Raw genomic sequence first — 25,773 nt, 5'->3', positions numbered from 1 at the left:
TCTACTCGTCAGAACCGCGACTATGTGATGATACGGCGTTTTTCGCCATCAAAGCATTCAAGCATTTCACGCCAGCCATCTCCATGCTATCTACAATCTCTGTGGTTTTTGATTGCAGTAAAGAGTGAAAACCTAATAAAGGTATGGCGGCAATCAATCCAAATGCTGTGGTGTTCATCGCTATTGAAATACTTTGCGATAACAAGCTGGCTTTTTCTGATGGATCTGCGTTAGCGACTGCCGAAAACGCTGCAATCAAGCCAATAATCGTACCTAGCAAGCCCAACAGTGTTGAAATGTTAGCTAAGGTGCCTAGGTAGGGTGTGCGCTTTTCTAAACGAGGAATGGTTTCCATCAACCCTTCTTCCATCGCGTACTCAATATCTTCACGACGAGGGCTAATTTGCAGTCGAGCAATACCTGCGCCTATCACACGGCTAATAGGGGCTGTGCCTTGCTCACCTAAGCGACGAACTTGATCGTATTGTTGATTGCTCAACAAAGGCTCTAGTTCTGTAAAGGCGCGCTTATTAGTGCGCTTCGCCGAGCTTAAGAAAAAGTACCGCTCTAGGGCGATGGCAATACCCATTGCTAACACTATCGCAATAGGGAACATAAAAGGGCCACCTTCTTGAAAAAAGCGAACGATTACTTCAAAGGCTTGCATGATATTTCCTCTTTAAAATTTACAACGAGTACCTAAACGCCACGTTAAACATTGTTATAACTTATTGTGTGCGTGAATAGGTTATCTGTATGACCACATCTATGATGGAATTAATACCTAATGATTATCTTCGCTCACAGGGGGATTAGCGAAAGGGCCCGTCGCGCTGAACTGTTTTGACAACGCGACTTTGCGTAAAAACTGCTTTCTGTTTAAAGGTTCTAATTCTTTGTTTGAAGGTTCCCACGACAAAGTACCTTCTATTTCGCGATGAATAGGTAGCTGCCACGGAACGATACTTATGACTCTGGGCTGCTCTTTATCACCACGAATAGTTGCTTCTAGGCGCAATGGTTCGTCAGGTGAAGTCTCTTCTTGCTGTGCCGCGCTTGGTGAGCAAATAAATAATAAGCTCAAACAAGCACTTTGAAGCGACAATAGAATACGAAACGAAGATTTAGTCATTATGGTTTTCCTTGTTCGCACTGACGAGTTGGCGACCTAGGTCGGCTATCCAACGCTGAATTTGTCTCGCTTGCTTTTTATCCACGTCACCTGACTTAGGGTTACTAACTAGCGCAAAATAGGTTTCATATTGGCTCAACGCCTTTGCCTTATCACCTACATACAGGTCGTACAAAATACCTAAATTGTAATAGGCCGCTTCATTGCCAGGCCAAGCTTCTAATGCGCTAAGGTAATACGCTTCGGCATTTTCAAAATGACCGTTTTCACGGGCCTGCATGCCCATGCGGTTTAACGCGAAATAGTTGTATTGATTCTGTTTAAGGGCGTTTTCATAATTCGCTACCGCTGCTTGTTTATCATTCGCGCGCATGGCGATGTCACCCATTAATACATACAAAAAGGATGGCGCATCAGGCGAATGTAGTAGAGGTTGTAGCAGGGTAGTAGCTTCAACGAGATTTCCGTGATGGAATTGCGCGACCGCATGTTGGAAAGCCAAATCCTGATTTTTTGATAAAACACCCCGTGTAGATAAATAACGGTTAGGAGACTGCCTTAACTTTAGGGCTGTTGCTTTATCGACGCTTTCTATTAATGGTTTCTCATCAGGGCTCTCATTAGGTATCTCATCAGGCCCCTTATTAGGTTCCTTATTAGTTAGAGCGCCTGAAGTAGTGCGTGATGTATCGTCTGGAATGGCCTCAGTCTGGCTGTCTTTTTGAGCAAAAGGCAGTGACATACTACTGCAGCCTGCTAGCCATAATGGCGCTAATACCATCAGCAAGAAAAATTTCACATGTGAATTGGGGCTAGTAGTGTTCAACACTTACCTCCTCAAGTTTTTCAACTTTACGATAGCGACTAGGCAGTAATTCAGATAACTCTGTAAAGCTTGCTTTCACCCACTTATCGTAAAGCCCGTCCCAACTTCGTTGGGCGTTTATTTCATATACTTGAATAGCCTGTTCCTCAAATGGATAGGCTTGCTCTTCTAACAGCAAGTCATATTGCTCTAGCTCTAGTGCATTAAGTTGGGAAGGGCGTTCAGACGCCATTAAATCTTGGGCTAGGGTGCGATACAAAGTGCCAAGTTGGTGGCTCGCTACGGTGACGTATTCCCTTACCCCATAAGACAATACCTTGTTGTGGGCATTAACCGCTTTGGTTAGCGCAGTGCGTTTCTTTGACAAGCTCTGCTTGAGAGGTTGGGTGAGCTTAATATTGTCAAAAACATATTTTGCGTCGTCAGCAAATACCATAGCTGCCATCGCGGCCAAGGTTTTTGAGCGTACCCTAGTTTCTTCTTCCGTATTTTCGTCCGTATTTCTGGCGCTTTCACTCACTGAAGCATCGTGGGCTTTTATCAATTTGTTCAACCAGAAACGGCGCTTACCTTCTTCACCACTTTCCAGATAAAATAGGCTCATAGTGAATCGCGCTTCCATTGCCAAAGTAAATGGTGCGGGGTAGGCGTGAGCATAAGCACGATAGGCCGGTAATGACTTAGCTCTATTCCCTGCTTTTTCATAGTACTCGGCGGCCTGATAAAGTGCAGTTCGTCCTGTTTCACTTTGCTTGTCTCGCGACCACTTGGCATACAGTATTTCAGCAGCCTCTTGCCACTTTTCAGACTCTTCATAAACGTATAATCGATTATCTTCTATGGTTTTTGCCAATTCGTGATTCGGGAAGCGCCTAGCAAAGTCTTCAAGTAACAACTGGGCTTCCTCAAGACGCGCCTCGGCAATCAGGTACGTTGCGGCATCATACTGAGCGTTTATTCGCACATCGGTGTTTGGGGTATTGGCAATAATTCGCTGTAAGTGGGTTAAAGCCAGCGCATAGTCGCCCTTTGCAACGGCGGTATCAGCCTGTTTGTACATGCTAACCGCATAATTTCGGGTGATGCTTTTAACGTTATTATCTTGTGGTGGCAGGTCAGATAAAATTTTAGCGTAGGCGCTTTCGGCTAAGGCGAAACGGGCTAAACCGAATAGAGCATGGGCTTCTACTAACTGAGCTGAGGTTTGTATTGCGTCACTTACCGGCGTAGTTTGACTTTTAGGAGGTGAAAGCAACCATCGACTATACTTGAGCGCGCTTTCGAACTCAGTAGTGTTCGATGTACTTAGTTCCGCAGCCCCTTGTTTGCTAGCGCCCTGCTTCATTGCGCCTAGTCTAGCCAAGTCGAAGTGAGACTGCATCAGTGTTTGCACAACGGTTATAGCCCTAGCGTCGTAATCAAACACGCGAATAAATTGCACTCTACTGCTGCGTTGCTTTTCGAGCCAACTGGCTTGGAATGCACTGTCGGTTGAATTATGTTGATCTATTAAGTTGTCGTACGCCAGCAGTGCGGCATAGGCCCCGTCGCTCGCTTTTTCATGTTGGGTAAAGGTGTAAGCAAAGCGTTCATAATGAAAGATGGCTTTAGCGAACTGCTTAGATTCGAAGTAGCTTTCCGCCAAATTAAACTCTATTTGTGGGCGTAATGCATCTTCTGGAAAGGTATCTATAAAGTCAGTGTAATAACCTGCTGCTTTGGCATAGGCGGCTTGGGTTTGGGCCTTCAAGCTTTGGTCATCTAAGCGTTGAATTGTTTCAGGCAAGGTATGGCGGCGCTCTGGAGAGCTCAACTGCTGGGCAAAACTGTGCTGTGCTTGCGCAAGCTCTCGTAAGTAAGTGTGTAGATAAGGCTTCGCGCTGTCTTGTGACGAAACAGTGAGCGATTCAAATAACCCCCGACCTTTCCCGAACATTTCAATAAAGCCGGCTTTCGCTGCTAGCACTTCACTGGGAAAGTCACCTAATATAAACGCATCAATGTGTCGCACATAAAATTCAACGGCTTCACTGTGAGCAGGGTAGGCATTGGCAAAGGCTAGGTAAGCTTCGCTGGCATCAATATACCTGTCATTGTCTAAGTGCTGCTGCGCCAATTCGTTAAACACTAAGTGTTGATAAGCTGCTGTCGGTCTACTGGCATCGTGACTATTAGCATTTTGTTTATTGGAAAAGAAGGCCACAACCGCTTTCCCATTTCCTTTAAGCGAAAATAACACACTCATGAGCCGCAGGCTGTCTTTTACCAACCTTTGCTGGCCCCGCGACAATGCATCTAAGGTGGGAAGTTGCTCGTCTGCGATATCCGAAAAGCTCGCTGATAGCATGTTGTCAAAAGAAACTAAGGCTGCGTCATAGTCTTCTAGGTTGTAGTACGCCCAACCTTGCATATACGCAGACATAGTATAAAACGCATTGTGCCCACCAATTTGAATGACTTTATCGTAGACTTGTGATGCCGCACGGTAATTTCCTTCACTGTACGAGGCTTCACCCATCCTAAACCATGCTTCTGCTGCATGTTCAGATGACGGAAATTGTGCGAGTAACTCTTGTAATACGGCGACACTTTTTTCAGGCTGAGCATCTAAATCATACGCACGAGAAAGTTGATAAAGTACCGCTTCTTTTGTCTCGTCATTTGGGTAATTTATCAATACATTCTGATAAGCGGTGATAGCGTCTTGGTAAATAGATTGGTCGGGTGACAGTGGGATCTGGGTTTGCTTTTCTTCAGCTAGCAGCATTTCCACATCGGCAAGCCTTAAGTCTAGTTGGCGTGCAAGTTGTTCGTTGTCTAGTTTTCCAACCACCTGCGCATAGCCATCGCGAATTTCACTTAGCCCCACAGGCTCCAGTTTCGTTTTTTCAACCTCGATAGGGGCAATGTTTAATTGTGATAACAGCGAACTTTCGCTGTCGCTATTCACTGCTTTTTCTTGTTCTTGAAAGCTAAACGAGCATCCGCATAAGCTAAGCAATAAGATACTTAGCCACGCTTTTCTCGGTAGTCGCATTGCTTTTAACGATGCTAGTTTTAAAACTGGGCTTTTTAATACAGCTCGTTTTGTCACAGCTCTTTTAAACACTAGCGCCTGATCACCCTTCATTTTGCGCTCCCTGGGCTGCCTTGGTTGTATTTTCAACCTTACTCGTTTTATCTGCTGGCGTTGATGGCGACGAATTTAAGTTAAAATCCCGTAACTGCAACATGGCCAGCCTGCTTTGCGCGTGTTGTTGTGATAAATAAGCTTTTCGTTGAGCAATAGCAAAAAGCGACTTTTCTGTTAGTGCAGCTTCTATCGTTGTTATTAACGTATTGGTGGTGTGTAAATGATGTTTGATCCGGCCTTGTATAGAGGCTAATTCGTTGCGTTGTAAGGTTGTCACGCTAGGTGCGTTTAGCAGTGAGTCTAAGCGTTGTTGAGAAAGGCCTGCTTCAATTAGCTTCTTATGTACGTTGCCAAGGTCTTTCTTACTTTGCCAGTGCTCTCGTTGAAATTGCTCAGCAAGTTGCCATATAAGCGTGCCTTTAGCGCGATGCAGGCGTGCTTGATAACTAGGGCGCATGGTACGTTTACCTGCCAACATCGAAAGATTTGCTTGAGCTCGCGCTATTCTCTCATACCAGGCTTTTTGATCAGCGGTAGCGAAAGTAAGCAATACAGATAGCCATTCATCGTCGCTTTGCTCAGCGGTGGTTTCAGCTTTATCGATGTTTGATTGCAAATCGGAATATACCTGCTGCAATGTTTCTAGCTTTTGCGCCAACTCAGCGGGTTGAACATTTTGAACGCGGTTAGCATGGGTGCTGTCTCGCTCATCTAGTAGATTTTCATAAATGGTAACGTCAGATAATTGTTCACCAAGTGTTTGTGCAACGCCATACAGTGAAACTAAACTCGACAACTTATCTTGTTGGCCTAGAGAACTGCTATTATCAGCTATTATCTCTGCCAGCAAATCCTGCTGTGATGCTGGCCATAGCGCTTCCCAATGTGCTTTATCGGTACTTTTATTCCCGTGTGTACTGTTTTCTTCTTCCCGATCGCTGGACTGTTTATCGCGTTCGCTAATTTGCTCGTCGCGTTCGCTGCTTAGTTCACCGCTTAGTTCATTGGCACCCAACGAAACGGCTTGCCAATACCCCGGTTCTGTTACTTGATGGGTTAGGTTGTCTAGCTCACCAATAGCGCCTTCAAGCTTATTGGTCAGTAGCTGAAGTGTATCGTAGGCTTGAACTTCGCCACCTTGTTGCGCATAACCATAGGCCAGCGCGTGAGTGGCCTGTAAGGTGAAAAGGTTGGTGTGTTGTTTTGACAAAAAGTCCCACACGCCCAGTGCTAACGGTAAGTTTTCAGTTTGTGCCAGCCCCCAGCCATAGTGTAAAAGCGCTTCGTCTCGCAGTAAATTCTGACCGTTGTCACCGTAAGGGTTATCCGGTGATTTGTTTAGTGTATTTTGGCGTGCTAAGGATTGGGTATTGATACGATCAAACGCGAATAATGCAGCTTCTTTTTGCCCTAAATCCAGTAAGACCTGACCATTTGATAGCAGCACTTGGTTGAGTAATGCTTGTATTTCACTATTTTTAATCGTGGTATCTACGCGGTCTTGCCACCAACTAAGCCAAGACAGCCAACCGCTATCATTTATTGAGCTAGTTGCACTCTGTGTTAAGTCACTTTCAAGAGCCGCTAGAATATGATTCGCTTCTAGGGTATTACCTTGCTGATAAGCTTCAACGGCGCGGTTGTATCTTAAATAATGGCGAGTAATGTGCCCTTTGGGAATAGGGTGTAGGTATCGTGATATATCAGTGTTGTTAGTATGGTCAAGAGACATTGCCCCTTGCGCCGCCTCATAATTCAATTCGTACCACTGCGCTGGTGTAAGCAACTCATCTACATCAATATCGGCTGAGGCTAACGAGGCTTCTAACGCATCGTATGCTTCAATTCCTTGTTGGTAACGCTGATGAGAAAAGTTCAGGCGAGCAAGCCAGTACCACGCGAGCGGCCTGTTACTCAGTTCTAGTGATTGGGCTTGTGAAGAAAGATTATGCTGCGCTGATTGAGGCATGCCGTAGCCAAGTTGCACGCCACCTTTCATTAAAGACATTGTTTGGCCGTGGGTATCGCTAACCCCTTTTTGTTCTGCTACTGCCATCCGCCCCAAAACGGTTAAAGGTTCATCAACATAAAGAGAGTAGACCACTTCACCAAAGTGCATCTTGTGTAGGTTTTGGGTGTGGTATTCGGCGTCTGTATTGCGCTTATCATCAGCGGCTTGCATGTCATCTTCAGAAGACACACACGTTGACGTTATTCCTAAAAGCGCAGCCAGAAGCCACCACGACCGATTTGCAATCATCACATCAAGCCCTAAAGCACAGTGGCGGTAAATTCTGGCTGATGTTTAGCCGTCGAATCTGTTATTTTTAATTCAATGGCTTGTGCATCTTCGTCTTTTTCAAAAGCGATAGATACGGCGCGCTTATAAGGTCTTTTTTCTGGCCCTATACCGGTGAAAAACGCGGTAAGTTCATGTTCACCTTGGTTCAAGTTACCCATATATACCCGTTGCACACCACCTCGTTTGAGGGCATGAAGTTGGCGTTCTGTATATAAGTAATTGGTGGCCATCTCATCATCAATAACCAACTCAACAGCATCTAACGCAAAGTAAGTACCCACATCTAAAGAAAGGTACACTGCTACCTGTGTACTAGAAGGAAAGAGCAAATCCTCTTCTAGTATAAAAAGGTCTCGGTTTAACGCAATAAGGGCTTTTTTAAGATCTTCTATTTGTGCAGAAATAGGCGCATCAGTCGGTTCTTCAGCGTTTACCGTAAACGAAAAGGTTAAGCTGAAAGCGAGAAATGCATATCCAAATATAGACAACACTTCATTGCCCCAAAGCTTCTTAAGTAACCAGTTATTAGGTTCTTTCACTAAATGGTAAATTTTCATTATTATTTTCCTAGTACCATATAGAAACATAAGCGCGAATAACGTTGGCCGAGAAGCCAAATAAGGCTTCCTCACCTACTGTTTCGCCTGTCGTGGCATCGCGAAAATCATCATAGTCGAAGTGCATGTAATCGTATTCTATGTTGAATGTACTTTTTTCGACCAATGCATTTGATGAAAACTGCCATTCATAAGTTGCCGCTATCCCACCTGAAAAACTGGAATAGGTAGAGAGTTCTTTGTCTCGAGCCATGAAGGTAAATTCATCTGCGCGATTAAAAAGGTCTTGGTAAAAATTAGCTTTGTCTTGTTGGTAAAAGCGAACATGGGCATCAAGGATCCATGCTTTTCCAATGGTGTGGATATAACCTAATTTGGCATTGGTCGCTTTTACGCCCCATGTATCTGAGTAGTACCGCATATCGCCATATATGCTTGCTCGATAGGGTAGGTAGTAATTTGCATTGATAGAAAACGCATTGCTCACTCGGGTATTCGGGTACACCTCAGTTGTAAAGGAAAACCCTCTTGCACTATCTGCGTCAAGATAGCGAACGGTGCGGTAGGGGTTGTTTAAGTAGCCATCATCAGAGATATTTTCAGCGTTAAAACCGATAATCATATTCTTCGATACAACTTGGCTTAGCCCCAATCCAAGTTTTTGTCTTGTGGCTTCTTCTAGAAAGCTCTCGTCGCCCACCCGACGTATCTCATCGTTACCGCGGGAGTAACTAAGGGCTAACGTGCTCAGATCGCCAAAAAAGTCTTGGCTAAAACTTAGGTGATAAGAATTTGCTTCAAAATCATTTTCACTTGAGTTGGTGTAACTCACGTTCATTAACGTTTTGTTGTGAATAAAGTCAGCGCCAACGGTGGTTTCTGTTCTTTCTTCTTGATATTTACTAGCTTGGGCTCGCACATCAATTGAAGCTCCTGATATGGCATCCACGTAGTAGTTCGCTGAAAACGATACTTTGTTACCTACTTTCTTGCGCAGCATAACTGAGGGGCCATCAATGGTGACACCGTCGCCAGAGTAGCTGTGGTACATCACATCAGAACGGTCTTGTGGCAGTACTGCGGCTGTTGCATTGCAACTAAACCACACAGCCGCAGCCGCTATCCAAAACCTAGTTGCAACCACAACCACCTCCAGCACCACCATCGGCGCCTCTTGCTGCTTCGCGGGCTTCAAAAACATGTCTCATGTAAGCCATGGCAACAGGATTGCGATTTACACTCATAATAGGGTCGGCTAAATTACTGCGTTCATAAGGCTTAACCCAAGGTTCTATGTTGGTGAGTTCATCCATCGTACTTACGCAGCCTGTGGCGGTAACAACACTCGTTAGCAGTACAGCGCTTAACAGCATTCGCTTTTTCATTATTATTCCCTTAGTAACAATTTAAGCGCTTTTTCGTAGCGTACTTCATCGCCCGACTTATACCCTTTGTGTATTAATCGCGTGTTTCCATCACGGTCAATCATCACAGTGGTGGGCATTGCCGACACGTCATAGAGCTTGCTGACATCGCCGCTGGTATCGTACAAAACGGGGAAGGAGACACTGATATCCTTAAGCAAAACGTTCGCTTTCTCAGGGTCGTCATCAACATTCACGCCTAATATGGTGACCCCTAAATCGGCATATTCTTCATATAGGGATTCGAACGTCGGTAATTCTTCTCTACAAGGGCCGCACCACGATGCCCAAAAGTTAACGATGACAATGTTCCCTACTTCTTCACTAAGTCGATGGTTCGCTTCATCTTTGCCCTTTAACGTAAAGTCGGGGGCAGGGGCATTTTTCGTTGCGGCATTGGCCTCTGTACATAGCAAAAGTGCCACGCAAAGCAACACAGTTACGCTAGCGGCAAGGCTTGTAAATGGATCTAGTATTTTAGCTTTCATAAGGTATTACTCAGAAAAAGTAAGTAGCACCAAGGGTGTACTGTAGGTTATGGGTGTCTTTTTCTTCGCCAATTAGCTCACTATTAAAAATGCGGTCTCGCATATCTAAACGAACGGCGAAAAAATCGGTAATCAGTACGCGGTAGCCCGCGCCAAGACTTAATGTGAATTGGCTTTCACCACCAAAATCTGTATTGCCTCCGCCTAGCGTGACAAAAAAGTCGGTGTTGTAAACAATGCTATCTGTTACAAATAACTCACCATTGAAGTTGTAACCTACAGATAGGTCGTAGTAGCGATACTCGCGCTCGTCTTCAGTGAGAAATGGTGCGCCACCTGATAAAATTTCAAAGCTGGTTTCACCGGCATCTGCCTGAGCGTAACTCGCTTCAGCAAAGATGTTTTCAGTAATGTGATAGCCTAAAGTAACGCCCACTATTGAAGATGATGAAAAGTCTTCAATACTGACTTGGCCGGCAAAAACACCTATTTCAAAATTTTCGTTATCAATATCAGCTTCGCGAATTTCGCGACGATCTAAATCAGGTTCGATAAGCGGCGTTTGTTGTGCATAAGCACCAGCACTTTCAATAAGTGCTGCCACACCAATTAAAAGAAAACTGAAAGGCCTAAAGTCCATATATTTAACTCCTCTAATTCGTCACGCTCGGTCAACGCCGTTAGTCGTTTATATTCTGCTCTTACCACAAAGTTTTTGGTTAGGTAGTAACGCGCACCCGCACCCACTTCAAGTAAGTCGTTAGTTCTTGATTCAGCGCCGCTCTGTACAAGCGTGGCACTGGGTTCTGTTCGAATTTGTCCTGCCCCAAGGGTAAAGTAGGGCGAGAGTTTCCACTCTGGAAAGGTGTAGTGTTGAAACCTGACTAACCAAAAACGGTTGTCTGAAAAATTACCCAACGCCTGGCCTACGCTTGCTTCAATCGCTATGTTGTCAGTGAGTACCCATGCACCGCTAACTGTCATTGCGGTAACATCGTCAAGCATGCCTGCGTGTAACCCAAACTCCCAGGTGCGGTTGACGTAACTTTCAAAGTTACTCTCATTTAACTGAATAGGGGAATCATCAAGACCCAATGTTGCAGCAAGGGACTTTTTCGCAATCCAGCCATATTTATCATCACCGGTTCGTACTCGGTACCAGTTCGTATGTGACTTAAGCACCGTAATCGTTTCACCTTTTTCGATAACGTGAAAAACCGGAAACTCTGAAGCAGGGCCTGTATGCATATCGGCGTATTGCTCTACTACTTTTACTACCACGTCATCAGAACGGGCATCTAGGGAAAATGAACAGGCTAAAGCCACGCAAAGAAAGCCAATTAAGGACATTATTTTATTCATCTTTTAGTCCTGCGGCGTATCGAACGGATTGTTGTAATATTGTGCCCCTACATCTAGCCATTCGGCAATCAACCGAAGCTCAGCATCACTTAGCCAATTGGCATGTGAGCCGGTGCTAAATTGGGTAAAGAATGTGGTGCTTGTTGCAGCACTTCCTGCCCGGGCTGATGCTGCCACATTAATCGTGACTAACACAGGAATAGGGTTACCTTCTGCATCTAGAATGAGTTCGCCATCTTCGTCGGTTTCATAGATGGGGTCGCCGTTGCCATCAAAGGCCTGTACCAATTTATCTAGTAGTACACCTTCTACTATTTCAACTTCGGCATCGTTAAAAAGCAATTCACGAAAACCGGTCAATTGCTGATTGTTATCCAGTGATACTTGGTTGCTTAAATCTAACTGAGCGGCGGGGATTTGTACCAAGCCGTCCTCATCTGCAGGGGCATGACAGCTAATGCATGTATGGTCGATTTCCGTTGCATCCTGTTCATCTACCGTCACCCTTGATAGTTCGAAAAGTGGCTGAATATGGTCGGGGTAATTAATGGCTATACGGCATAAACTCGTCCAGTTTTGCGCACAGCTCTGCGATATAGGAATGGGTGTTGTCATGTCGCCATACGCGTAGGAAAATGATGCTGACACTGTGCTTAACTCAGGATCACTCCACTCATCTTCAAACTCGATATCAGCACTTGGGTAGGCAACCCCGTTCACCCTTCCTTTGGTTTCTGCCATGGTTTCACCTAAGTCGGCGAATAAAGCAGGGTTTGCGCCCGGATGTGCAGTGCCAGTTGATGGTGCGCCTAAATTAATGGATGGGTATTCCGCATCAAGCCTGCCATGAGGTAATTCACTGTCGCTAGAATGACAGCCATTACAGGTTTTCACTTCACCTGGCACTAGTTGTACCCAGTTATCATGGCGAGCGGTAACCCGCATGCCTGCTTCATCTAAAAAGCTAAATGAAAGGGGCACATTGGCGGGCAAATCAAGCATCAATGAGCCATCGGGCTCCACCATGGCATAGCCTAATATTTCACGCATCAGTAAATTTTGGTTTGGACCAAAGTCACTGCGTTCCACTTCAATAATATCGTCATCGGGAATAGAGACGCTTTTCACTACACGAACAAACCGAATAGGGCGGTCTTCTGCTGATGTTATCGTTGGATTGCTCATACTGCTTATGCCCAAGGGAGTGGCATCTTCACCGGCAAAATCATAAACACTTCGAATGTGAATACGGCCTAAACCTTGGTCAGCAAGGTCATAATCATAGCTTCCGCTAGCCGCGTTCTCGCTAACCGAAAAGTCGTCAGGGAAGTCACTTTGCTCCATCGACACCACTTCGGTATAGGCGAAGCCTTCTTCAGGTGGGGCTATTACGTTTTGGGTATTGGTCAGTGGGTCGTACATCCACAATCCATACAGTAATGGTGCTGCTTCAATATCAGGAGTGTCTAATAGCGCTTCGGTACAGGGAAGGATTCTGCGTTCAGCGTCGTTATCAGTTGTAGCGTCTGGGTCGTAAACTCGACATTGACTCCATGTGAAGAGTTGTCGTCCACTGCCATCAAAAAGTGGGTAAAGCGCTGCCACATAGCCGCCGGGTGAAATTGCTGCTTGTGCATCAATGGTGTCAAACAATGCGGGAACTTGACCAGGTTCAGACAGACTATCACTGGATGCTATTGGGGTTTCATTGTCAGTGTAATTATCAATATCTATTTGAAAAAAGTTACCACCTAGCGTGTCTCGCTCATATTCACTCCCCGCAGTAATAACTTTGTCATCGGGGGTTACACGACTTTGAACAAAATGAATATTGCTGCCGTTTAAATCATGACTATGGCGGCCATAAACTATTTCTAGTTGGCTACCGTCAGGGTTCATTTGATACAAATGCATCCCTTTATCTGAAGCTGCTTGATCCCATCGAGTGAAAAGCACTTTTCCATTAGGGAGTACAAGGGGATCGATATCATGGCTTTGATTAAACGAGATTTGCGTAATGTCGTTCCCGTTCGCATCCATCACGTGCAATACAGACGCTTGGGTGGTGAGGCTTTCTTCTAAGCCTGAATATTGTGCCTTACCCTCGTCAATAAGAATGGCTTGGTTTGTACGTTGCCGTGTTGAGCTAAAGACTATTCTGCCGTCGGGCAAATAAATCGGGCCGGTATCTTGACCAGCTTCAGCGACAATATCTGATGTAATGACACGGTGTAAGTCATCATTAAGGAAGTCATACTCCCAAATATTCCATGTGGGCTGTTCGTCATCATCGGCACCTTCAATTTCTGGCGCGCGCATGGCAAACAAGAGGCGGGTGCCATCAAAAGACACTTCTAGGTCTTTTACGTCGTACAGCAACGTAGTGATATCCCCGTCATTATTTTCAAGCTGGCTTTCATCAGCAAATGCACGGTCAGTTATATTGATTTCTTCACTACTTACGGCGGCTCTGCCTTTTATATAAAGCCGAGCGCCTGGGATGAATTCGGCAGGAGTGCGTAAATCAACCACGGTAGCAGTACCGTCATCGTTAATGGGTAGCGTACGCTTAACAAAAGCAATGGGGATATCGACCACGACAGGGTCGGGGTCTTCGTTACTTTGCGATACCACAGACTCGCCACAACCCATAAGCACACCAAACGCCAGCAACGCACTTACCGTGCGAAATACCGTCCTTGAAAGGGTGTTAGTTGTTGAGCCAAGTTCCATGGTTATGAGCCTCTATCCTGAAAACAGATTTTTAAACTTAATTGTTTATCAGTGAGTTAATGTTTGTCTGCTCATTTTAGACTGGCAAGGTAGAACCCGTTTGCAAAACATAGCTAGCTAGTCTGTGTAGACACTTACATACCACTGACAATTGTAAGTGCTGTTAGCATTCCATTTACAGAAGAATGACTCAAGCTTGAAAATTATAAAAGGAATATTTTTTCATACTTTCGAAGCATAGAGGTGAGCGCATGGATAGAAACAGAAAAGCCCATCGCAGCGAGTTAATGCAGAGTTTTTCGATTTTACTTCAGTGGGGTTGATACGGGGGAGCAGTTCGCCAGCTCCTTTATCCACTTGGGCTGGCGTATAAGCTAAGGCTAATTTATTCAGACATAAGTTATAAAATCTAACACCTAAATCAATAATAAATGCTTTACACTTTTTTAACCGATTGGTTTTATTAATGGTAATTGCGAAAGTTAGGATAAGAAATAGTGCGAGACACAACTTCCTCACTAATAAAAAATTGCTTAGCATTTTTAAAAGCGCCTCAATTCAAACTAGAAGCGGCTAAATCAATCATTAGTGTGACATCACTGCTAGTAATTTCAGTTGGTTTTACTGCCAGTTCATACGCAGGCTCGCGGGAACAAGCTATGCGAATGCATGAGAGATTGGCAGGTGTACCAGCTTCAGAAAGTACGTTAGATGCTATGCAGTCGTTAATTGAAGCCGGCGATACGAACTCTGCGGCTTATATGGCAATGGAGCATCCCGCATTTTACAACGTTACGTTGAAAACCTGGGTGGCGCCATGGACTAATGAAGCGTTCGATAAATTTGAGCCGCTTAACGACTATATTGCCACTGTTGTGGGCATGGTTAGAGATGATATCGATTTTCGCGAAGTGCTAAGCGGCGATATTTTATACGTGGGCGATAACGCCCTATCTCTACCGGCTTATAGCAACACCAGCAATGAACATTACCTTGCGATGGAAGATGAGGTAACTGATTTAAAGGCCCACTTAGTACAAACCACGCAATCAGCTGTTACTGGTCTACCAAGTGAAGCCACAGCAGGAGTGATGACAACTCGAGCTGCCGCTAAAGCTTTTTTCAAAGATGGTACCAACCGCGCCATGTTCCGTTTTACGTTAATTAATCATATGTGCACGGATTTAGAAGGGGTGGCAGATATTACGCGGGCTCCGGATAGAATTAGGCAGGATGTGAGTAGAAGCCCTGGCGGAGATAGCCGCGTGTTTCACAACAACTGTGTGAGCTGCCATTCGGGCATGGACCCTTTAGCGCAGGCATTTGCTTATTACAATTACCGTTACGACGCCGCCAGCGATCCAGATGGCGATCAAGGTACCATTGAATACAATTCAAATGGTGAGACAGACCCAGTTTCTGGCACACGGGTACAAGAAAAATACTTAATTAATGGTAATAATTTCGTGCATGGGTTTGTTACTGATGACGATAGCTGGGACAACTATTGGCGTGAAGGTGTTAATTACAATTTGGGCTGGTCACAGTCGTTAACCGGTTCTGGTCAAGGCGCTAAATCTATGGGTGAAGAGTTGGCAAACAGTCAACAGTTCGCCGAGTGTCAAGTGACTAAAGTGTTTGAAGAAGTGTGTCTTAGGTCACCTCAAGACAGTGACGATAGGGATCAAATCACCGCGCTGCAAACTCAGTTTGCCACATCGGGGTATCAAATGAAGTCAGTATTCGCTGAAGCCGCGAACTACTGTAAAGGAGATTAGCATGCCCCAAGCAAATGTAAGGAAACTGCAGTGGCGAAATATAGTCGCAACCATGCTAACTGTATTGTTAGCAGCCTGTGGCGGCAGTGAAACACAAGTTGAAACTAACCCGCTTCCACCTGCTACCGAGCAACCCGTCGTAAATTATACAGGGCCGGCTGCGAGTACCGACGATGTTGCCAATTTTAAACGCGCATTATGGGATAATATTGCTACCACAGACCGTTGCGGTGCTTGTCATACGCAGGGGGCACAGTCTCCCACTTTTGCACGCAATGACGATATAAACCTTGCTTACGCCGATACAGGAACATTAGTTAATTTAAGTCAGCCCAGCGAATCTCTTTTAGTCACGAAAGTAGCTGGTGGACATAATTGTTGGCTAACCAGCGATACCGCCTGCGCCGACATTTTAACAACGTGGATTTCTGATTGGGCAAGTGAGTCTGAACAACAGAATCAGGCTACCGAAATAGAACTTCAAGCGCCCACTACCAAGTCGCCGGGCTCAACAAAGAACTTTCCAGAAAGCGCCGCTTTATTTGAAAGCACGGTTTATCCTTTACTAGAAAATTTCTGTGCAAGTTGTCACACCAATAGCGCCACTATACCTATCTCTCCTTTTTTCTCGTCTAGCGATATTGATGAGGCTTATGAAGCAGCTAAAGATAGAATGAATTTGACTACTCCAAGCGACTCACGTTTTGTTGTGCGTCTTAGAGATGAATTTCACAACTGCTGGAGTAATTGTGACCAAGATGGCGAATCACTTGAAGACGCTATTGCCGCCATGGCTGAGGGCATTGAAACCACAGAGCTAGATGAGAGTTTAGTTAATTCAAATGCGGTTTCTTTATTTGATGGGACGTTAGCCAGTGGTGGAGGACGTTTTGAACAAAACACGATTGCTAAATGGGAATTTAAAGCCGGAACCGGCAATACTGCTTTTGATACATCCGGTGTTGATCCGGCATTAGATTTAACCTTGTCTGGCAGTTACGACTGGGTAGGCGGTTATGGCATTCAGTTAGCGGAAGGAAAAGCACAGGGCAGTACAACGAATAGCAAGAAACTTTACGACCTTATTTTAGGCAGTGGAGAGTTTGCTATTGAAGCGTGGGTTGCCCCAGCCAACGTTACGCAAGAAGGGCCTGCACGCATTGTTAGCTATTCAGGGGGTAAAGATCGTCGTAATTTTACCCTAGGGCAAACGCTTTATAATTACGATATGTTGTTGCGTACTGGAAATACCGATATTAACGGAGAGCCCGCGCTATCGACCGATGATGCCGATGAAGTATTGCAAGCCGCGCTGCAGCACGTAGTAGTTAATTACGATGCTAATAATCGTCGCCGCATTTATGTTAATGGTGAATTGGCTAAAGACGGCGACAATGTTGAAGGTACGAATTTAACTGACTGGGACGATAGTTTCGCATTCGTGCTAGGCAGTGAAGTGTCAGGAGAAGCACCTTGGGCGGGAACCATCAGAATGGTTGCCATCCATAACCGAACGTTGTCTGATGATGAAATTTTAACGAATTTTGACGCGGGAGTGGGGCAACAATATTACCTACTATTCGGTGTCAGTGAGTTAATTGACGTGCCGCAGAGCTACATTGTGTTTGAAGTCAGTCAATACGATTCATATAGCTATCTTTTTGCAGAACCTTTCTTCATCTCTCTTGATAGTAGTGCTCAAATACCTGACATTTCATTAGCAGGAATGCGTATTGGTCTTAACGGCAGAGAATCATCGTCAGGTCAGGTGTTTTCAACCTTAAATACTCAAATTTCAGATACAAATTACGATGCTCAAAGCGGAATCGCATTGTCGCGCCAAGGCACTATTATTCCACTAGAAAAGGGCCCTGAACTAGACGAGTTTTTCTTAACGTTTGAAGTATTGGGCGACAATCAAAACATAGTGGTGGAAGCACTTCCTGCGTCGCCAGCAGAGTCATCTGATCTTGAGCCGCAGTCAGATATTGGCACTAAGCACTTCGCAGAAATTAATGCGACTATGTCGGTGTTAACCACGGTTCCCATGAATACGCCTACGATTAACGATACCTTCATACAACTCAAACAACAGTTGCCCTCGGTAACAGATATTAGCAGCTTCTTAGCATCTAATCAGATGGGAATAACTCAGCTTGCCATTCGTTACTGCGACACGCTGGTAGAAACGGACAGTTTACGTAATGCGTATTTTCCCGACTTTGACTTTACTCTTCCAGCAAGCTCAGCCTATGAGGGAGACGCGCGAGACGGTGTGCTCACGCCTATCATCAGCAATATGTTATTAAGCAACATTGACTCTCAAGCGGATGAAACCGCTGTTCGAGGCGAGCTTAATTTGCTGATAGACCGATTAACGCTTTGTGGTGCAGGAAGTAGTTGCGACACCCAATATACGAAAACGATAGCTAAAGCCAGCTGCGCCGCCGTTTTAGGCAGTGCCACTATGTTGATACAGTAGGACGAATTTCATGGCAAAACTAACTTCACACTTTTTCAAAAAGCGTCCAAAACAAGCGGCATGTGCCGATGCTCCTCTGTATCACTTAGATCACAGTAAGCCTGTTACTCGGCGGGAATTTATTGCCCAAGGTTTTTGTACCGGTGCGGCGACAGTGTTGGGGGGCTCAGCGTTAAGTCTTTTTGCTAACCCTAAAAAGGCGCATGCGTCTTTATCTGCTGATTTAGAGGCATTGAAAGCAACCTGCGGGATTGCTTCTCAAGGCGCGGGTAAAATACCTTTTATTGTATTTGACCTAGCAGGTGGCGCTAATGTGGCTGGGTCTAATGTGCTGGTGGGTGGACGTGGCGGTCAACTCGACTTTCTAAGTACGGCGGGTTATAGCAGACAAGGTTTACCGGGCGATATGGTACCTTCAATAGCAAACTCAGACACCGGTTTATCGGATTACATAAACAACGAGTTGGGGCTCGCTTTTCACAGCGACAGTGCTTTTTTACAAGGTATTTTAGATAAAGTAAGCGTAACTAACAGGGCGAATATTAACGGTGCCGTTATTCCCGCACGCTCGGAAAACGACACGGGCAATAACCCGCATAACCCTATGTACGGCATTAATCGCGCGGGCGCCGATGGCTCATTGTTGCAGCTTGTTGGCTCTCGTAATAGTGACTCGGGTGGGAATTCAATGGCGCCATCTGCCATGATAGATGCCTCAGCGAGACCCACTAAAATTGACCGCCCCTCTGATGTGACCGGTCTTGTAGATACCGGCGACTTAGTGGGGCTGCTTAGTCAAGAAGACTCTGTGGCTGTTATGGAGTCAATTTCCCGTATTAGTGACATGAAGCTTAACAATGTAGACACCAAGATTAGCTCAGATGAAGTAGTAAAAGAAATGGTGCGCTGCGGTTACGTGAAAAGTGCAGATATTACTGATCGTTTTGGCGATCCGACTACCTTAAACCCTGAGTTAGATACGGACATTGTAGGCGACTCAGGAATATTTACCGAAGAAGAATTTAACGGTGACAGCGAGTTTAGAAAGACCGCATCTGTAATGAAACTGGTCATGAATGGGTTTGCCGGCGCAGGCACCATTACCATGGGCGGGTTTGATTATCACGATGGCAGTCGAGCCACGGGAGAAATTCGCGACAGACGGGCAGGCCGCTGTATGGGCGCTTGTTTAGAATATGCAGCTCGGTTAGGTACGCCACTTATGATGTACGTGTGCAGCGATGGTTCGGTGTTTAGTAACGGCATGGTAGACGATTCTGAAAATGGTCGCGGAAAAGGCGTGTGGACTGGCGATAATTCGTCTACTTCGGCGTCGTTTTTCTTAGTTTTCAACCCAGGGGGCGCGCCTCAACTTATTGGTGCGAACACCGATGCTCAAGCGCAACATCAGCAGCTTGGATATATGCGTACCGACGGTTCAGTAGAAACCGCGTCTACTCCAGCGGCAAATAATGTGAACTTACTGGTGGAAACTATTGTGCTGAATTACCTTGCGCTGCACGGAGAGCAAGGCCAATTTGCTCAATTATTTCCAAGTCATGGCTTAGGTAATAGCACATTAATGGACAGCCTTACTGCGTTCGAACCGATAGTGAATGGGGTGATTTAGCAAGGCTGCACCTTAAAGAATGGATAAGTTAGTCTAGTGCTTTATTTATTGAGTAAGGCCTGTCGAATAATGAAGTTTGCGATGCTTATCCAGCACAATTGCTTCATAGTCAGGCAGCGTGTTAATCAACGTAATACCTTCTACTACTCCAAGCACAAATACTGAGGTTGAAAGCCCGTCGTTGATTGTACTCGACGGCCCTATAATGGATACCGACTGTACTTCGTTCGCTGATTTTCCCGTTTTAGGTGACAGGATATGATGGTAACGGGTGCCATTTTCTTCAAAATACCGTTCGTAATCACCGGAGGTAGAAATAGCCGCGTCTGCTAATGGCAATGTCACCGCTTGGCGAGTTTCATCTCTAGGATCGCGTATACCTACCATCCAAGGGCGCCCGCGTCGGTCACCCAATAAGCGGGTATCTCCCCCAGCGGTTACCAACGCATGTTCAATTCCCATATCGGCTAAGGCTTCAATAGAGATATCTACGGCATAGCCTTTCGCTATTCCGCCTAAATCTATTTTCACATTTTCGTGTTTGAAACTAACCGAATGTTCAGCCTCATTAAGTACTATATGATGATAGTTTACCGCGTCTAGTGCCGCTTCAATGGATTGCTGATTAGGCTTGGCTTTATGACGGTAGTCATACATAAAACCAATACTGGCGAAAGTGATATCGAAAGCGCCGTGGGTTAGCTCGCTAAAAGCTTGTGCTTCTTTGATAAGACGAAAAAGCGCGTCATCAACAACCACCGGCTCATTCGCGGCGTCTCGGTTCACTATCGCTAGATTACTGGATGGGATATAAGGACTCATCAACTGGTTAACGGCTTCCATTTGCTCAAACACTTTAGCAATGGCGGCATCGCCCACATCTTTACTCTCGGCCCATACCTGAACTTCGATGTTAGTGCCCATAATATCCGCTTCACCGTAATGCCATTGGGCGAAAACGGAAGGGCTACAGATTAATGCAGTTAGAAGCCAGGCTCGTAAAAGACATGTTCGAAAAAAACAGTTATTCATTAATTTGTCTCGTTTTTCATATTTTTCTTATTTCGTATTTTTAATTTTTGTTCTATTTCGGGCTCTGTGATCGCAGTCCCGTATCGCAGTGACATATCATATCACGAGCTTATTTCTCGACCTTATTCTGCGCGTTACTGTAACATATTTGCGGTTACCAAAAGCGTGAGGGCAACATGGTCGAACTTATTAATGAGTAGTATTCTTAACCTGCGTTAAAACATCCTTGCAGCTTATCCATTAGCACAACTAATTGCTTTGCCTCAGCGTTAGACATGCCATCTAGCTTACATAGCATTTGCGCTGGCACCTCACGTGCGCTTACTTTGGCATCTTTACCTGCTTTCGACAGCACCACTCGGCGTACGCGCTTGTCATGTTCATCTTTAACAACGTTTAACAAACCTTTCTGTTCTAGCTTTTTTAAAATTAGCGTCATAGCTCCGCCATCGATAACGGTTTTATCGAGCAATTCGGCAATGGTGATATTTGATTGTTCCCACAAGGCCATCATCACTACATATTGAGGATAGGTAATATCAAGGTTTTTAAGCAGCGGGCGATAGGCGCGAGTAAACGCATTAGATAGGGTGTAAAAGCGATGGCATAACTGGCTTTCTAATTTAAGCGTATCGGGTGCAAGTTCATCAAGCCTAGCTTTGTCAGACATAAGCGTTCCTAAAATTGAGAGAAACAGAATAATTAATATTTTGCATGCAAAGGACTTGATCTACAAGTCGCATTAGTGTTAATTTATTTTGCATGCAAAGTAAGTTGCATTTTCTATTCGCAATCTCAATTTAATAAAGAATGCTCACGTTGAGCGAAGCAAACGAGGATTTATATTATGCATACACTTCAACAAGTGGTTTATACCGGCACTGCAACAGCAACAGGTGGTCGTGAAGGTACGGCTAAAACGAGCGACGGAAGTTTAGATGTTACCCTATCAACACCAAAAGAATTAGGTGGGGCAGGTGGAAGCGGTACTAATCCTGAACAAATGTTTGCCGCTGGATATTCAGCCTGCTTTATTGGCGCACTCAAACATGTTGCTGCGGCTGAAAAAGTTAAATTAGGTAGCGATATCAGCGTAACAGGTGATGTATCGATTGGTCCTATCGAGGTAGGTTTTGCTATCGCAGTAAAACTAAGCGTTGATTTAGGGGATATGGAAAAATCTACAGCAGAAAGCCTAGTGGCTAAAGCACACCAAGTTTGCCCATATTCAAATGCCACCCGTGGCAACATTGATGTGCAAATTTCACTAGCGTAAAGGCCTACTACTTGCTCCCTCCCTCACCAAATAATCTGCATTGCAGATTTGAGGTAGAGGAGGGGGAAAACTTCAATTTAACCGCTAGTGTCGTTGCTTGTCGTTTAGAGCTTAAGCATTAGGGGACTTCTTTGTTATTATAGATAAGACAGAATTATGAGTAAGACAGAAAAATAACAGGAAGTATTATGAAGAATATAGGCTGGGTAGCCATTTGTGCCCCAATGTTGTTTGCGTGCAGCGAACAATCTTCGCAAGAAACTAAAACTCCATCAGCGGTTTCTGATAGCGCGGACAGCAAAATTGCTGCCGAGAGCGCAGTGTCTAAAGTGGATGTGATGTCTGAAATTGAAGCGGGCAAAGATTACCATTCATTTGCCAACCCATCAGAAGTACGAGTAACCCACTTAGATTTAGACTTAACCGCAGATTTTGAAACGTCAAAATTATCCGGTACTGCCACGCTTACAGTTAAACGTAGCGAGCCTACCTTCAATACCGTTATTTTAGATACTCGCGCTTTAGATATCACCTCGGTAACAGTCAATGGCGAAGCGGTTTCTTACGATATGGGCGAAACCGATCCTGAACTTGGTACACCGCTGTCGGTTACACTACCTGAAGGGGCAGATAAGCTAACCATTGCCTATTCAACTTCGCCAAATGCGTCGGGTGTACAGTGGTTAACGCCAGCACAAACCGCAGGCAAGCAGCATCCATTCTTGTTTACCCAAGCGCAAGCTATGCACGCAAGAAGCTTCATTCCGCTACAAGACTCACCACAAGTACGAGTAACCTATACCGCCACTATCCACACTCCTGAAGCCTTGTTGGCCGTGATGAGTGCTTCAAATGACCCAACGACGGCTCGCGATGGTGAATACTCGTTTACGATGCCGCAACCTGTACCTTCTTATTTAATTGCATTGGCTATTGGTGATTTGAAATTTAAGTCAATGGGTGAGCGTACCGGTGTTTATGCCGAGCCTAGCGTGTTAGATGCGGCGGCGAAAGAATTCGAAGATACCGAAGCCATGTTAGAAGTAACGGAAAAAACCTATGGTCCGTATCAATGGGATCGTTACGACCTACTGATCTTACCGCCTTCTTTCCCATTTGGTGGCATGGAAAACCCTCGTTTATCGTTTATTACCCCCACAGTGATCGCCGGTGATAAAAGCTTAGTGTCGCTGATTGCCCATGAGTTGGCACACAGTTGGTCGGGTAACACGGTTACCAATGCGACTTGGCGTGACCTATGGTTAAACGAAGGTTTCACTACTTATTTAACCTACCGCATTATGGAAATGATATACGGCCACGACCGATTTAAAAAAGAAGCCGTTCTAGGGTATCAAGATTTACAAAACGACATTGAAGCCCTAAACGAAGAAGATGAAATTTTAGCTATCGACCTTCGCGGTAGAAATCCAGACGATGTTTTCTCTAACATTCCTTACGAAAAAGGCGCGCTTTTTTTACGTGAAATTGAAAACAAAATTGGTCGTGAGAATTTCGATGCTTTTCTAATGCAGTACTTTGAAGACTTCGAGTTTAAAAGCATCACTACCGATACGTTCTTAGCCTACCTAGATGAAACGTTATTAGTGCAATACCCAGATAAGTTAAGCAAAGCACGCATTGATGCGTGGGTGTTCGAACCAGGCATTCCAGAAGGGGCACCTGTGCCAGAGTCGGATGCGTTTGATAAAATTGATGCAACCCGCAATGCATGGTTAGCCGGTGAAGTAGAAGCGGTAAATATTGATACCGAACTATGGACCGTGCATGAATGGTTGTATTTCTTGAACAATATGCCAAATGAACTTTCAGCCGAACAATTGGCTGCACTAGATGCTGCGTTCTCGCTAACCACAACACAAAACAACGAAATTGCCCATAGTTGGTTAATGATTGCGGTAGCAAATGAATATAAACCTGCCTACGACCGCTTGTATGAATACCTGGTTAAAATTGGCCGCAACAAGTTAGTTAAGCCGCTTTATAGAGCGCTTTCGAAAACCCCAGAAGGCAAAGCATTTGCAAAACGTGCTTTCGAAGAAGCAAAGCCGGGTTACCACCCGTTGACCATCAGAGCCAACCAAGGCTTTGTTGAATAAAAGCGATCTTTACAAGCCTTAAGGCGTAGAACTAAATAGGTATCATTAGTAACACTAGCGAGTTTGTTAGTGTTGCTAATGGCTTATTTTACGGAAGATATTGGCTCACGTAGTCAATACGCTATTAAGGAGATTGTATGTATACGCAAAAACTACACCCTGATTCTTCATTTCCTGATGTACAGGTAACACTGGATTCTGGTGAGGCCGTTTCACTAAGTAACAAACGTGAAGGTTGTGACTGGAAGATGGTGGTTGTTTACCGTGGCAAACACTGTCCAATTTGTACTAAGTATTTAAATGCGCTTGAAGACTATAAAGGGCGTTTGTTAGAGCTAGGCGTTGATTTGATTGCAGTATCTGCAGACAGTCAATCTCAGCTTGAAGAACATCTAGACGACTTATCAATTTCATTCCCGATTGCTTATGGTTTAAGCGAAGCAGATATGAAAGAGTTGGGCTTATATATTTCTGAGCCTAGAAGCGCGAAAGAAACCGATCATAATTTTGCTGAGCCTGCATTATTCATCCTAAATCAAGACAACACTATCCAAATTTGTGAGTTGGCAAACGCACCGTTTGTACGTCCAGATTTAGAGCAGCTTGTGTCAGGTTTGGAGTTCATTCGAGACCCAGAAAATGATTACCCTATTCGCGGTACATTTAACGGGTAGCTACTCATTTATTTATTCAGCTTTGGCGCTAGCTTTTTAAATTAGTGTTTTAAATTAGTGTTTTAAATTAGCTTCTGAGCTAGCGCGAAATAAAATTAAGAGAAGCAACATCAAGACTAGCAAGCCTGCTGAGCGCAATTCACTGCATCAGCAGGTTTTTTATGCTTCGCGGTCGGGAAGAGCAAAGGCAATAGCCATAGCAGCCGTTTTTTCTTTGAATTCATCGATGGCTTGATTGGGTAACTGCACATTCACGGTAACGTGCTGTGCATAGTCACAACTTAGTATTTTGCCTGAATACTGCTCGCATAAATGCCGAATAAATTGTTCATGCTTAAAGTCTATCTCTATACACACATCATAAAGGCGTACTTCTTCTCGGGTTGGCAATTGTTCCATCGCTTGCTGCGCTGAGGCGGAATAAGCACGTACCAACCCACCGGCTCCCAATTTAATACCACCGAAATAGCGGGTAACTATAATGATTACATCGCCCACACCTTTATGCTGTAATACATTAAGAATGGGTTTTCCTGCAGTACCACTGGGTTCACCGTCGTCGGCCATTGCGGCACTTGATGGTGAGTGCGGATTGCCAAGTAAATAAGCCCAGCAGTGATGACGAGCATCTGGGTATTGCTGCTTCACATTTGCTAGATGTGCCATCGCAGCTTCGCGACTATCTGCAAAGGCGGCAAAGGCAATAAACTTACTTTTTTTTATCTCGTACAGGCTTTCAACCTGCTGAGCGGGAACGGGATATGACATCACGCTATTGTACCTGAGTTTCGCTAGTGGCTAAATACAGGTACAACAACGCTAAG

At 44.9% G+C, this 25,773-nt stretch carries 21 protein-coding genes; 6 read left to right on the top strand and 15 right to left on the bottom strand.

Annotated elements, in window-relative coordinates:
- Nucleotide 1: 1 nt before the first annotated feature.
- The 12 genes from Q4561_RS00730 to Q4561_RS00675 form a co-directional block, all read right to left on the bottom strand.
- Nucleotides 2–667 (bottom strand): MotA/TolQ/ExbB proton channel family protein, encoded by a 666-nt coding sequence (locus Q4561_RS00730; protein WP_303456631.1) that lies wholly within the window; start codon nucleotides 665–667, stop codon nucleotides 2–4.
- A gap of 117 nt (nucleotides 668–784) precedes the next feature.
- A complete protein-coding gene (locus Q4561_RS00725; protein WP_303456628.1) occupies nucleotides 785–1,132 on the bottom strand; it encodes a hypothetical protein in 348 nt (115 codons plus the stop codon).
- Nucleotides 1,125–1,961 (bottom strand): hypothetical protein, encoded by an 837-nt coding sequence (locus Q4561_RS00720; RefSeq protein WP_303456626.1) that lies wholly within the window; start codon nucleotides 1,959–1,961, stop codon nucleotides 1,125–1,127. The genes Q4561_RS00725 and Q4561_RS00720 overlap by 8 nt, the downstream gene beginning before the upstream one ends.
- Nucleotides 1,945–5,088 carry a tetratricopeptide repeat protein gene (locus Q4561_RS00715; RefSeq protein WP_303456624.1) on the bottom strand — a complete coding sequence of 1,048 codons (3,144 nt, stop codon included), beginning with the start codon at nucleotides 5,086–5,088 and terminating at the stop codon, nucleotides 1,945–1,947. The genes Q4561_RS00720 and Q4561_RS00715 overlap by 17 nt, the downstream gene beginning before the upstream one ends.
- Nucleotides 5,078–7,351 (bottom strand): hypothetical protein, encoded by a 2,274-nt coding sequence (locus Q4561_RS00710; RefSeq protein ID WP_303456621.1) that lies wholly within the window; start codon nucleotides 7,349–7,351, stop codon nucleotides 5,078–5,080. Before Q4561_RS00710 ends, Q4561_RS00715 begins: the two co-directional genes overlap by 11 nt.
- 11 nt (nucleotides 7,352–7,362) lie before the next feature.
- Nucleotides 7,363–7,950 carry a hypothetical protein gene (locus Q4561_RS00705; RefSeq protein WP_303456618.1) on the bottom strand — a complete coding sequence of 196 codons (588 nt, stop codon included), beginning with the start codon at nucleotides 7,948–7,950 and terminating at the stop codon, nucleotides 7,363–7,365.
- A 10-nt stretch (nucleotides 7,951–7,960) separates the two neighbouring features.
- Nucleotides 7,961–9,115 (bottom strand): DUF3570 domain-containing protein, encoded by a 1,155-nt coding sequence (locus Q4561_RS00700; RefSeq protein ID WP_303456615.1) that lies wholly within the window; start codon nucleotides 9,113–9,115, stop codon nucleotides 7,961–7,963.
- Nucleotides 9,081–9,335 carry a DUF4266 domain-containing protein gene (locus tag Q4561_RS00695; RefSeq protein WP_303456612.1) on the bottom strand — a complete coding sequence of 85 codons (255 nt, stop codon included), beginning with the start codon at nucleotides 9,333–9,335 and terminating at the stop codon, nucleotides 9,081–9,083. Before Q4561_RS00695 ends, Q4561_RS00700 begins: the two co-directional genes overlap by 35 nt.
- 2 nt (nucleotides 9,336–9,337) lie before the next feature.
- Nucleotides 9,338–9,862, bottom strand: coding sequence for a TlpA disulfide reductase family protein (locus Q4561_RS00690; RefSeq protein ID WP_303456609.1), 525 nt, complete (start codon nucleotides 9,860–9,862; stop codon nucleotides 9,338–9,340).
- Nucleotides 9,863–9,872: 10 nt separating this feature from the next.
- On the bottom strand, nucleotides 9,873–10,502 hold the full coding sequence (locus Q4561_RS00685) for an outer membrane beta-barrel domain-containing protein (protein WP_303456605.1): 630 nt from the start codon (nucleotides 10,500–10,502) through the stop codon (nucleotides 9,873–9,875).
- Nucleotides 10,472–11,224, bottom strand: coding sequence for an SH3 domain-containing protein (locus Q4561_RS00680; protein WP_303456603.1), 753 nt, complete (start codon nucleotides 11,222–11,224; stop codon nucleotides 10,472–10,474). The genes Q4561_RS00685 and Q4561_RS00680 overlap by 31 nt, the downstream gene beginning before the upstream one ends.
- A gap of 3 nt (nucleotides 11,225–11,227) precedes the next feature.
- Complete coding sequence (locus Q4561_RS00675) at nucleotides 11,228–13,957, bottom strand: hypothetical protein (RefSeq protein WP_303456602.1); 2,730 nt, start codon at nucleotides 13,955–13,957, stop codon at nucleotides 11,228–11,230.
- 497 nt (nucleotides 13,958–14,454) lie between these two features.
- On the opposite strand from Q4561_RS00675, the gene Q4561_RS00670 reads away from it, so the two are divergent.
- From Q4561_RS00670 to Q4561_RS00660, 3 genes are read left to right on the top strand one after another with little or no spacing between them, the layout of a single operon-like run.
- A complete protein-coding gene (locus Q4561_RS00670; RefSeq protein WP_303456600.1) occupies nucleotides 14,455–15,735 on the top strand; it encodes a hypothetical protein in 1,281 nt (426 codons plus the stop codon).
- Nucleotide 15,736: 1 nt separating this feature from the next.
- Nucleotides 15,737–18,217, top strand: coding sequence for a LamG domain-containing protein (locus Q4561_RS00665; RefSeq protein ID WP_303456599.1), 2,481 nt, complete (start codon nucleotides 15,737–15,739; stop codon nucleotides 18,215–18,217).
- 10 nt (nucleotides 18,218–18,227) lie between these two features.
- Nucleotides 18,228–19,847: a general secretion pathway protein GspF gene (locus Q4561_RS00660; RefSeq protein ID WP_303456597.1), complete on the top strand. Its 1,620-nt coding sequence runs from the start codon at nucleotides 18,228–18,230 to the stop codon at nucleotides 19,845–19,847.
- A gap of 45 nt (nucleotides 19,848–19,892) precedes the next feature.
- On the opposite strand, the gene Q4561_RS00655 is transcribed toward Q4561_RS00660, so the two are convergent.
- Together Q4561_RS00655 and Q4561_RS00650 are read right to left on the bottom strand one after the other, a co-directional pair.
- Nucleotides 19,893–20,771: an FAD:protein FMN transferase gene (locus Q4561_RS00655; protein ID WP_303456594.1), complete on the bottom strand. Its 879-nt coding sequence runs from the start codon at nucleotides 20,769–20,771 to the stop codon at nucleotides 19,893–19,895.
- Between the two features lie 313 nt (nucleotides 20,772–21,084).
- The gene (locus Q4561_RS00650) at nucleotides 21,085–21,549 is read right to left on the bottom strand and encodes a MarR family winged helix-turn-helix transcriptional regulator (protein ID WP_303456591.1); all 465 of its coding nucleotides are present in this window, start codon (nucleotides 21,547–21,549) and stop codon (nucleotides 21,085–21,087) included.
- A gap of 177 nt (nucleotides 21,550–21,726) precedes the next feature.
- Here Q4561_RS00650 and Q4561_RS00645 point away from each other — a divergent pair, with 177 nt between their 5' ends.
- The 3 genes from Q4561_RS00645 (at nucleotide 21,727) to Q4561_RS00635 (ending at nucleotide 24,949) form a co-directional block, all read left to right on the top strand.
- A complete protein-coding gene (locus Q4561_RS00645; protein ID WP_303456589.1) occupies nucleotides 21,727–22,155 on the top strand; it encodes an organic hydroperoxide resistance protein in 429 nt (142 codons plus the stop codon).
- Between the two features lie 188 nt (nucleotides 22,156–22,343).
- Complete coding sequence (locus Q4561_RS00640; protein ID WP_303456587.1) at nucleotides 22,344–24,275, top strand: M1 family metallopeptidase; 1,932 nt, start codon at nucleotides 22,344–22,346, stop codon at nucleotides 24,273–24,275.
- Between the two features lie 137 nt (nucleotides 24,276–24,412).
- Nucleotides 24,413–24,949 carry a peroxiredoxin-like family protein gene (locus Q4561_RS00635; RefSeq protein WP_303456585.1) on the top strand — a complete coding sequence of 179 codons (537 nt, stop codon included), beginning with the start codon at nucleotides 24,413–24,415 and terminating at the stop codon, nucleotides 24,947–24,949.
- Between the two features lie 159 nt (nucleotides 24,950–25,108).
- Here Q4561_RS00635 and Q4561_RS00630 read toward each other — a convergent pair whose 3' ends face one another.
- Nucleotides 25,109–25,717 carry a YigZ family protein gene (locus Q4561_RS00630; protein WP_303456584.1) on the bottom strand — a complete coding sequence of 203 codons (609 nt, stop codon included), beginning with the start codon at nucleotides 25,715–25,717 and terminating at the stop codon, nucleotides 25,109–25,111.
- Between the last annotated feature and the right edge of the window lie 56 nt (nucleotides 25,718–25,773).

It is taken from the genome of Alteromonas sp. 1_MG-2023 (assembly GCF_030547075.1).
GTDB lineage: Bacteria > Pseudomonadota > Gammaproteobacteria > Enterobacterales > Alteromonadaceae > Alteromonas.
This window is presented reverse-complemented; position numbering and strand designations above follow the sequence as displayed.

Coding starts and splice junctions, on each gene's coding strand:
- Q4561_RS00655 (WP_303456594.1), bottom strand. CDS start 20,771: ATGGGCACTAACATCGAAGTTCAGGTATGGGCCGAGAGTAAAGATGTG.
- Q4561_RS00675 (WP_303456602.1), bottom strand. CDS start 13,957: ATGGAACTTGGCTCAACAACTAACACCCTTTCAAGGACGGTATTTCGC.
- Q4561_RS00635 (WP_303456585.1), top strand. CDS start 24,413: ATGTATACGCAAAAACTACACCCTGATTCTTCATTTCCTGATGTACAG.
- Q4561_RS00710 (WP_303456621.1), bottom strand. CDS start 7,351: ATGATTGCAAATCGGTCGTGGTGGCTTCTGGCTGCGCTTTTAGGAATA.
- Q4561_RS00690 (WP_303456609.1), bottom strand. CDS start 9,862: ATGAAAGCTAAAATACTAGATCCATTTACAAGCCTTGCCGCTAGCGTA.
- Q4561_RS00660 (WP_303456597.1), top strand. CDS start 18,228: ATGGCAAAACTAACTTCACACTTTTTCAAAAAGCGTCCAAAACAAGCG.
- Q4561_RS00705 (WP_303456618.1), bottom strand. CDS start 7,950: ATGAAAATTTACCATTTAGTGAAAGAACCTAATAACTGGTTACTTAAG.
- Q4561_RS00650 (WP_303456591.1), bottom strand. CDS start 21,549: ATGTCTGACAAAGCTAGGCTTGATGAACTTGCACCCGATACGCTTAAA.
- Q4561_RS00700 (WP_303456615.1), bottom strand. CDS start 9,115: ATGGTGGTGCTGGAGGTGGTTGTGGTTGCAACTAGGTTTTGGATAGCG.
- Q4561_RS00645 (WP_303456589.1), top strand. CDS start 21,727: ATGCATACACTTCAACAAGTGGTTTATACCGGCACTGCAACAGCAACA.
- Q4561_RS00680 (WP_303456603.1), bottom strand. CDS start 11,224: ATGAATAAAATAATGTCCTTAATTGGCTTTCTTTGCGTGGCTTTAGCC.
- Q4561_RS00695 (WP_303456612.1), bottom strand. CDS start 9,335: ATGAAAAAGCGAATGCTGTTAAGCGCTGTACTGCTAACGAGTGTTGTT.
- Q4561_RS00715 (WP_303456624.1), bottom strand. CDS start 5,088: ATGAAGGGTGATCAGGCGCTAGTGTTTAAAAGAGCTGTGACAAAACGA.
- Q4561_RS00665 (WP_303456599.1), top strand. CDS start 15,737: ATGCCCCAAGCAAATGTAAGGAAACTGCAGTGGCGAAATATAGTCGCA.
- Q4561_RS00630 (WP_303456584.1), bottom strand. CDS start 25,717: ATGTCATATCCCGTTCCCGCTCAGCAGGTTGAAAGCCTGTACGAGATA.
- Q4561_RS00685 (WP_303456605.1), bottom strand. CDS start 10,502: ATGGACTTTAGGCCTTTCAGTTTTCTTTTAATTGGTGTGGCAGCACTT.
- Q4561_RS00725 (WP_303456628.1), bottom strand. CDS start 1,132: ATGACTAAATCTTCGTTTCGTATTCTATTGTCGCTTCAAAGTGCTTGT.
- Q4561_RS00730 (WP_303456631.1), bottom strand. CDS start 667: ATGCAAGCCTTTGAAGTAATCGTTCGCTTTTTTCAAGAAGGTGGCCCT.
- Q4561_RS00640 (WP_303456587.1), top strand. CDS start 22,344: ATGAAGAATATAGGCTGGGTAGCCATTTGTGCCCCAATGTTGTTTGCG.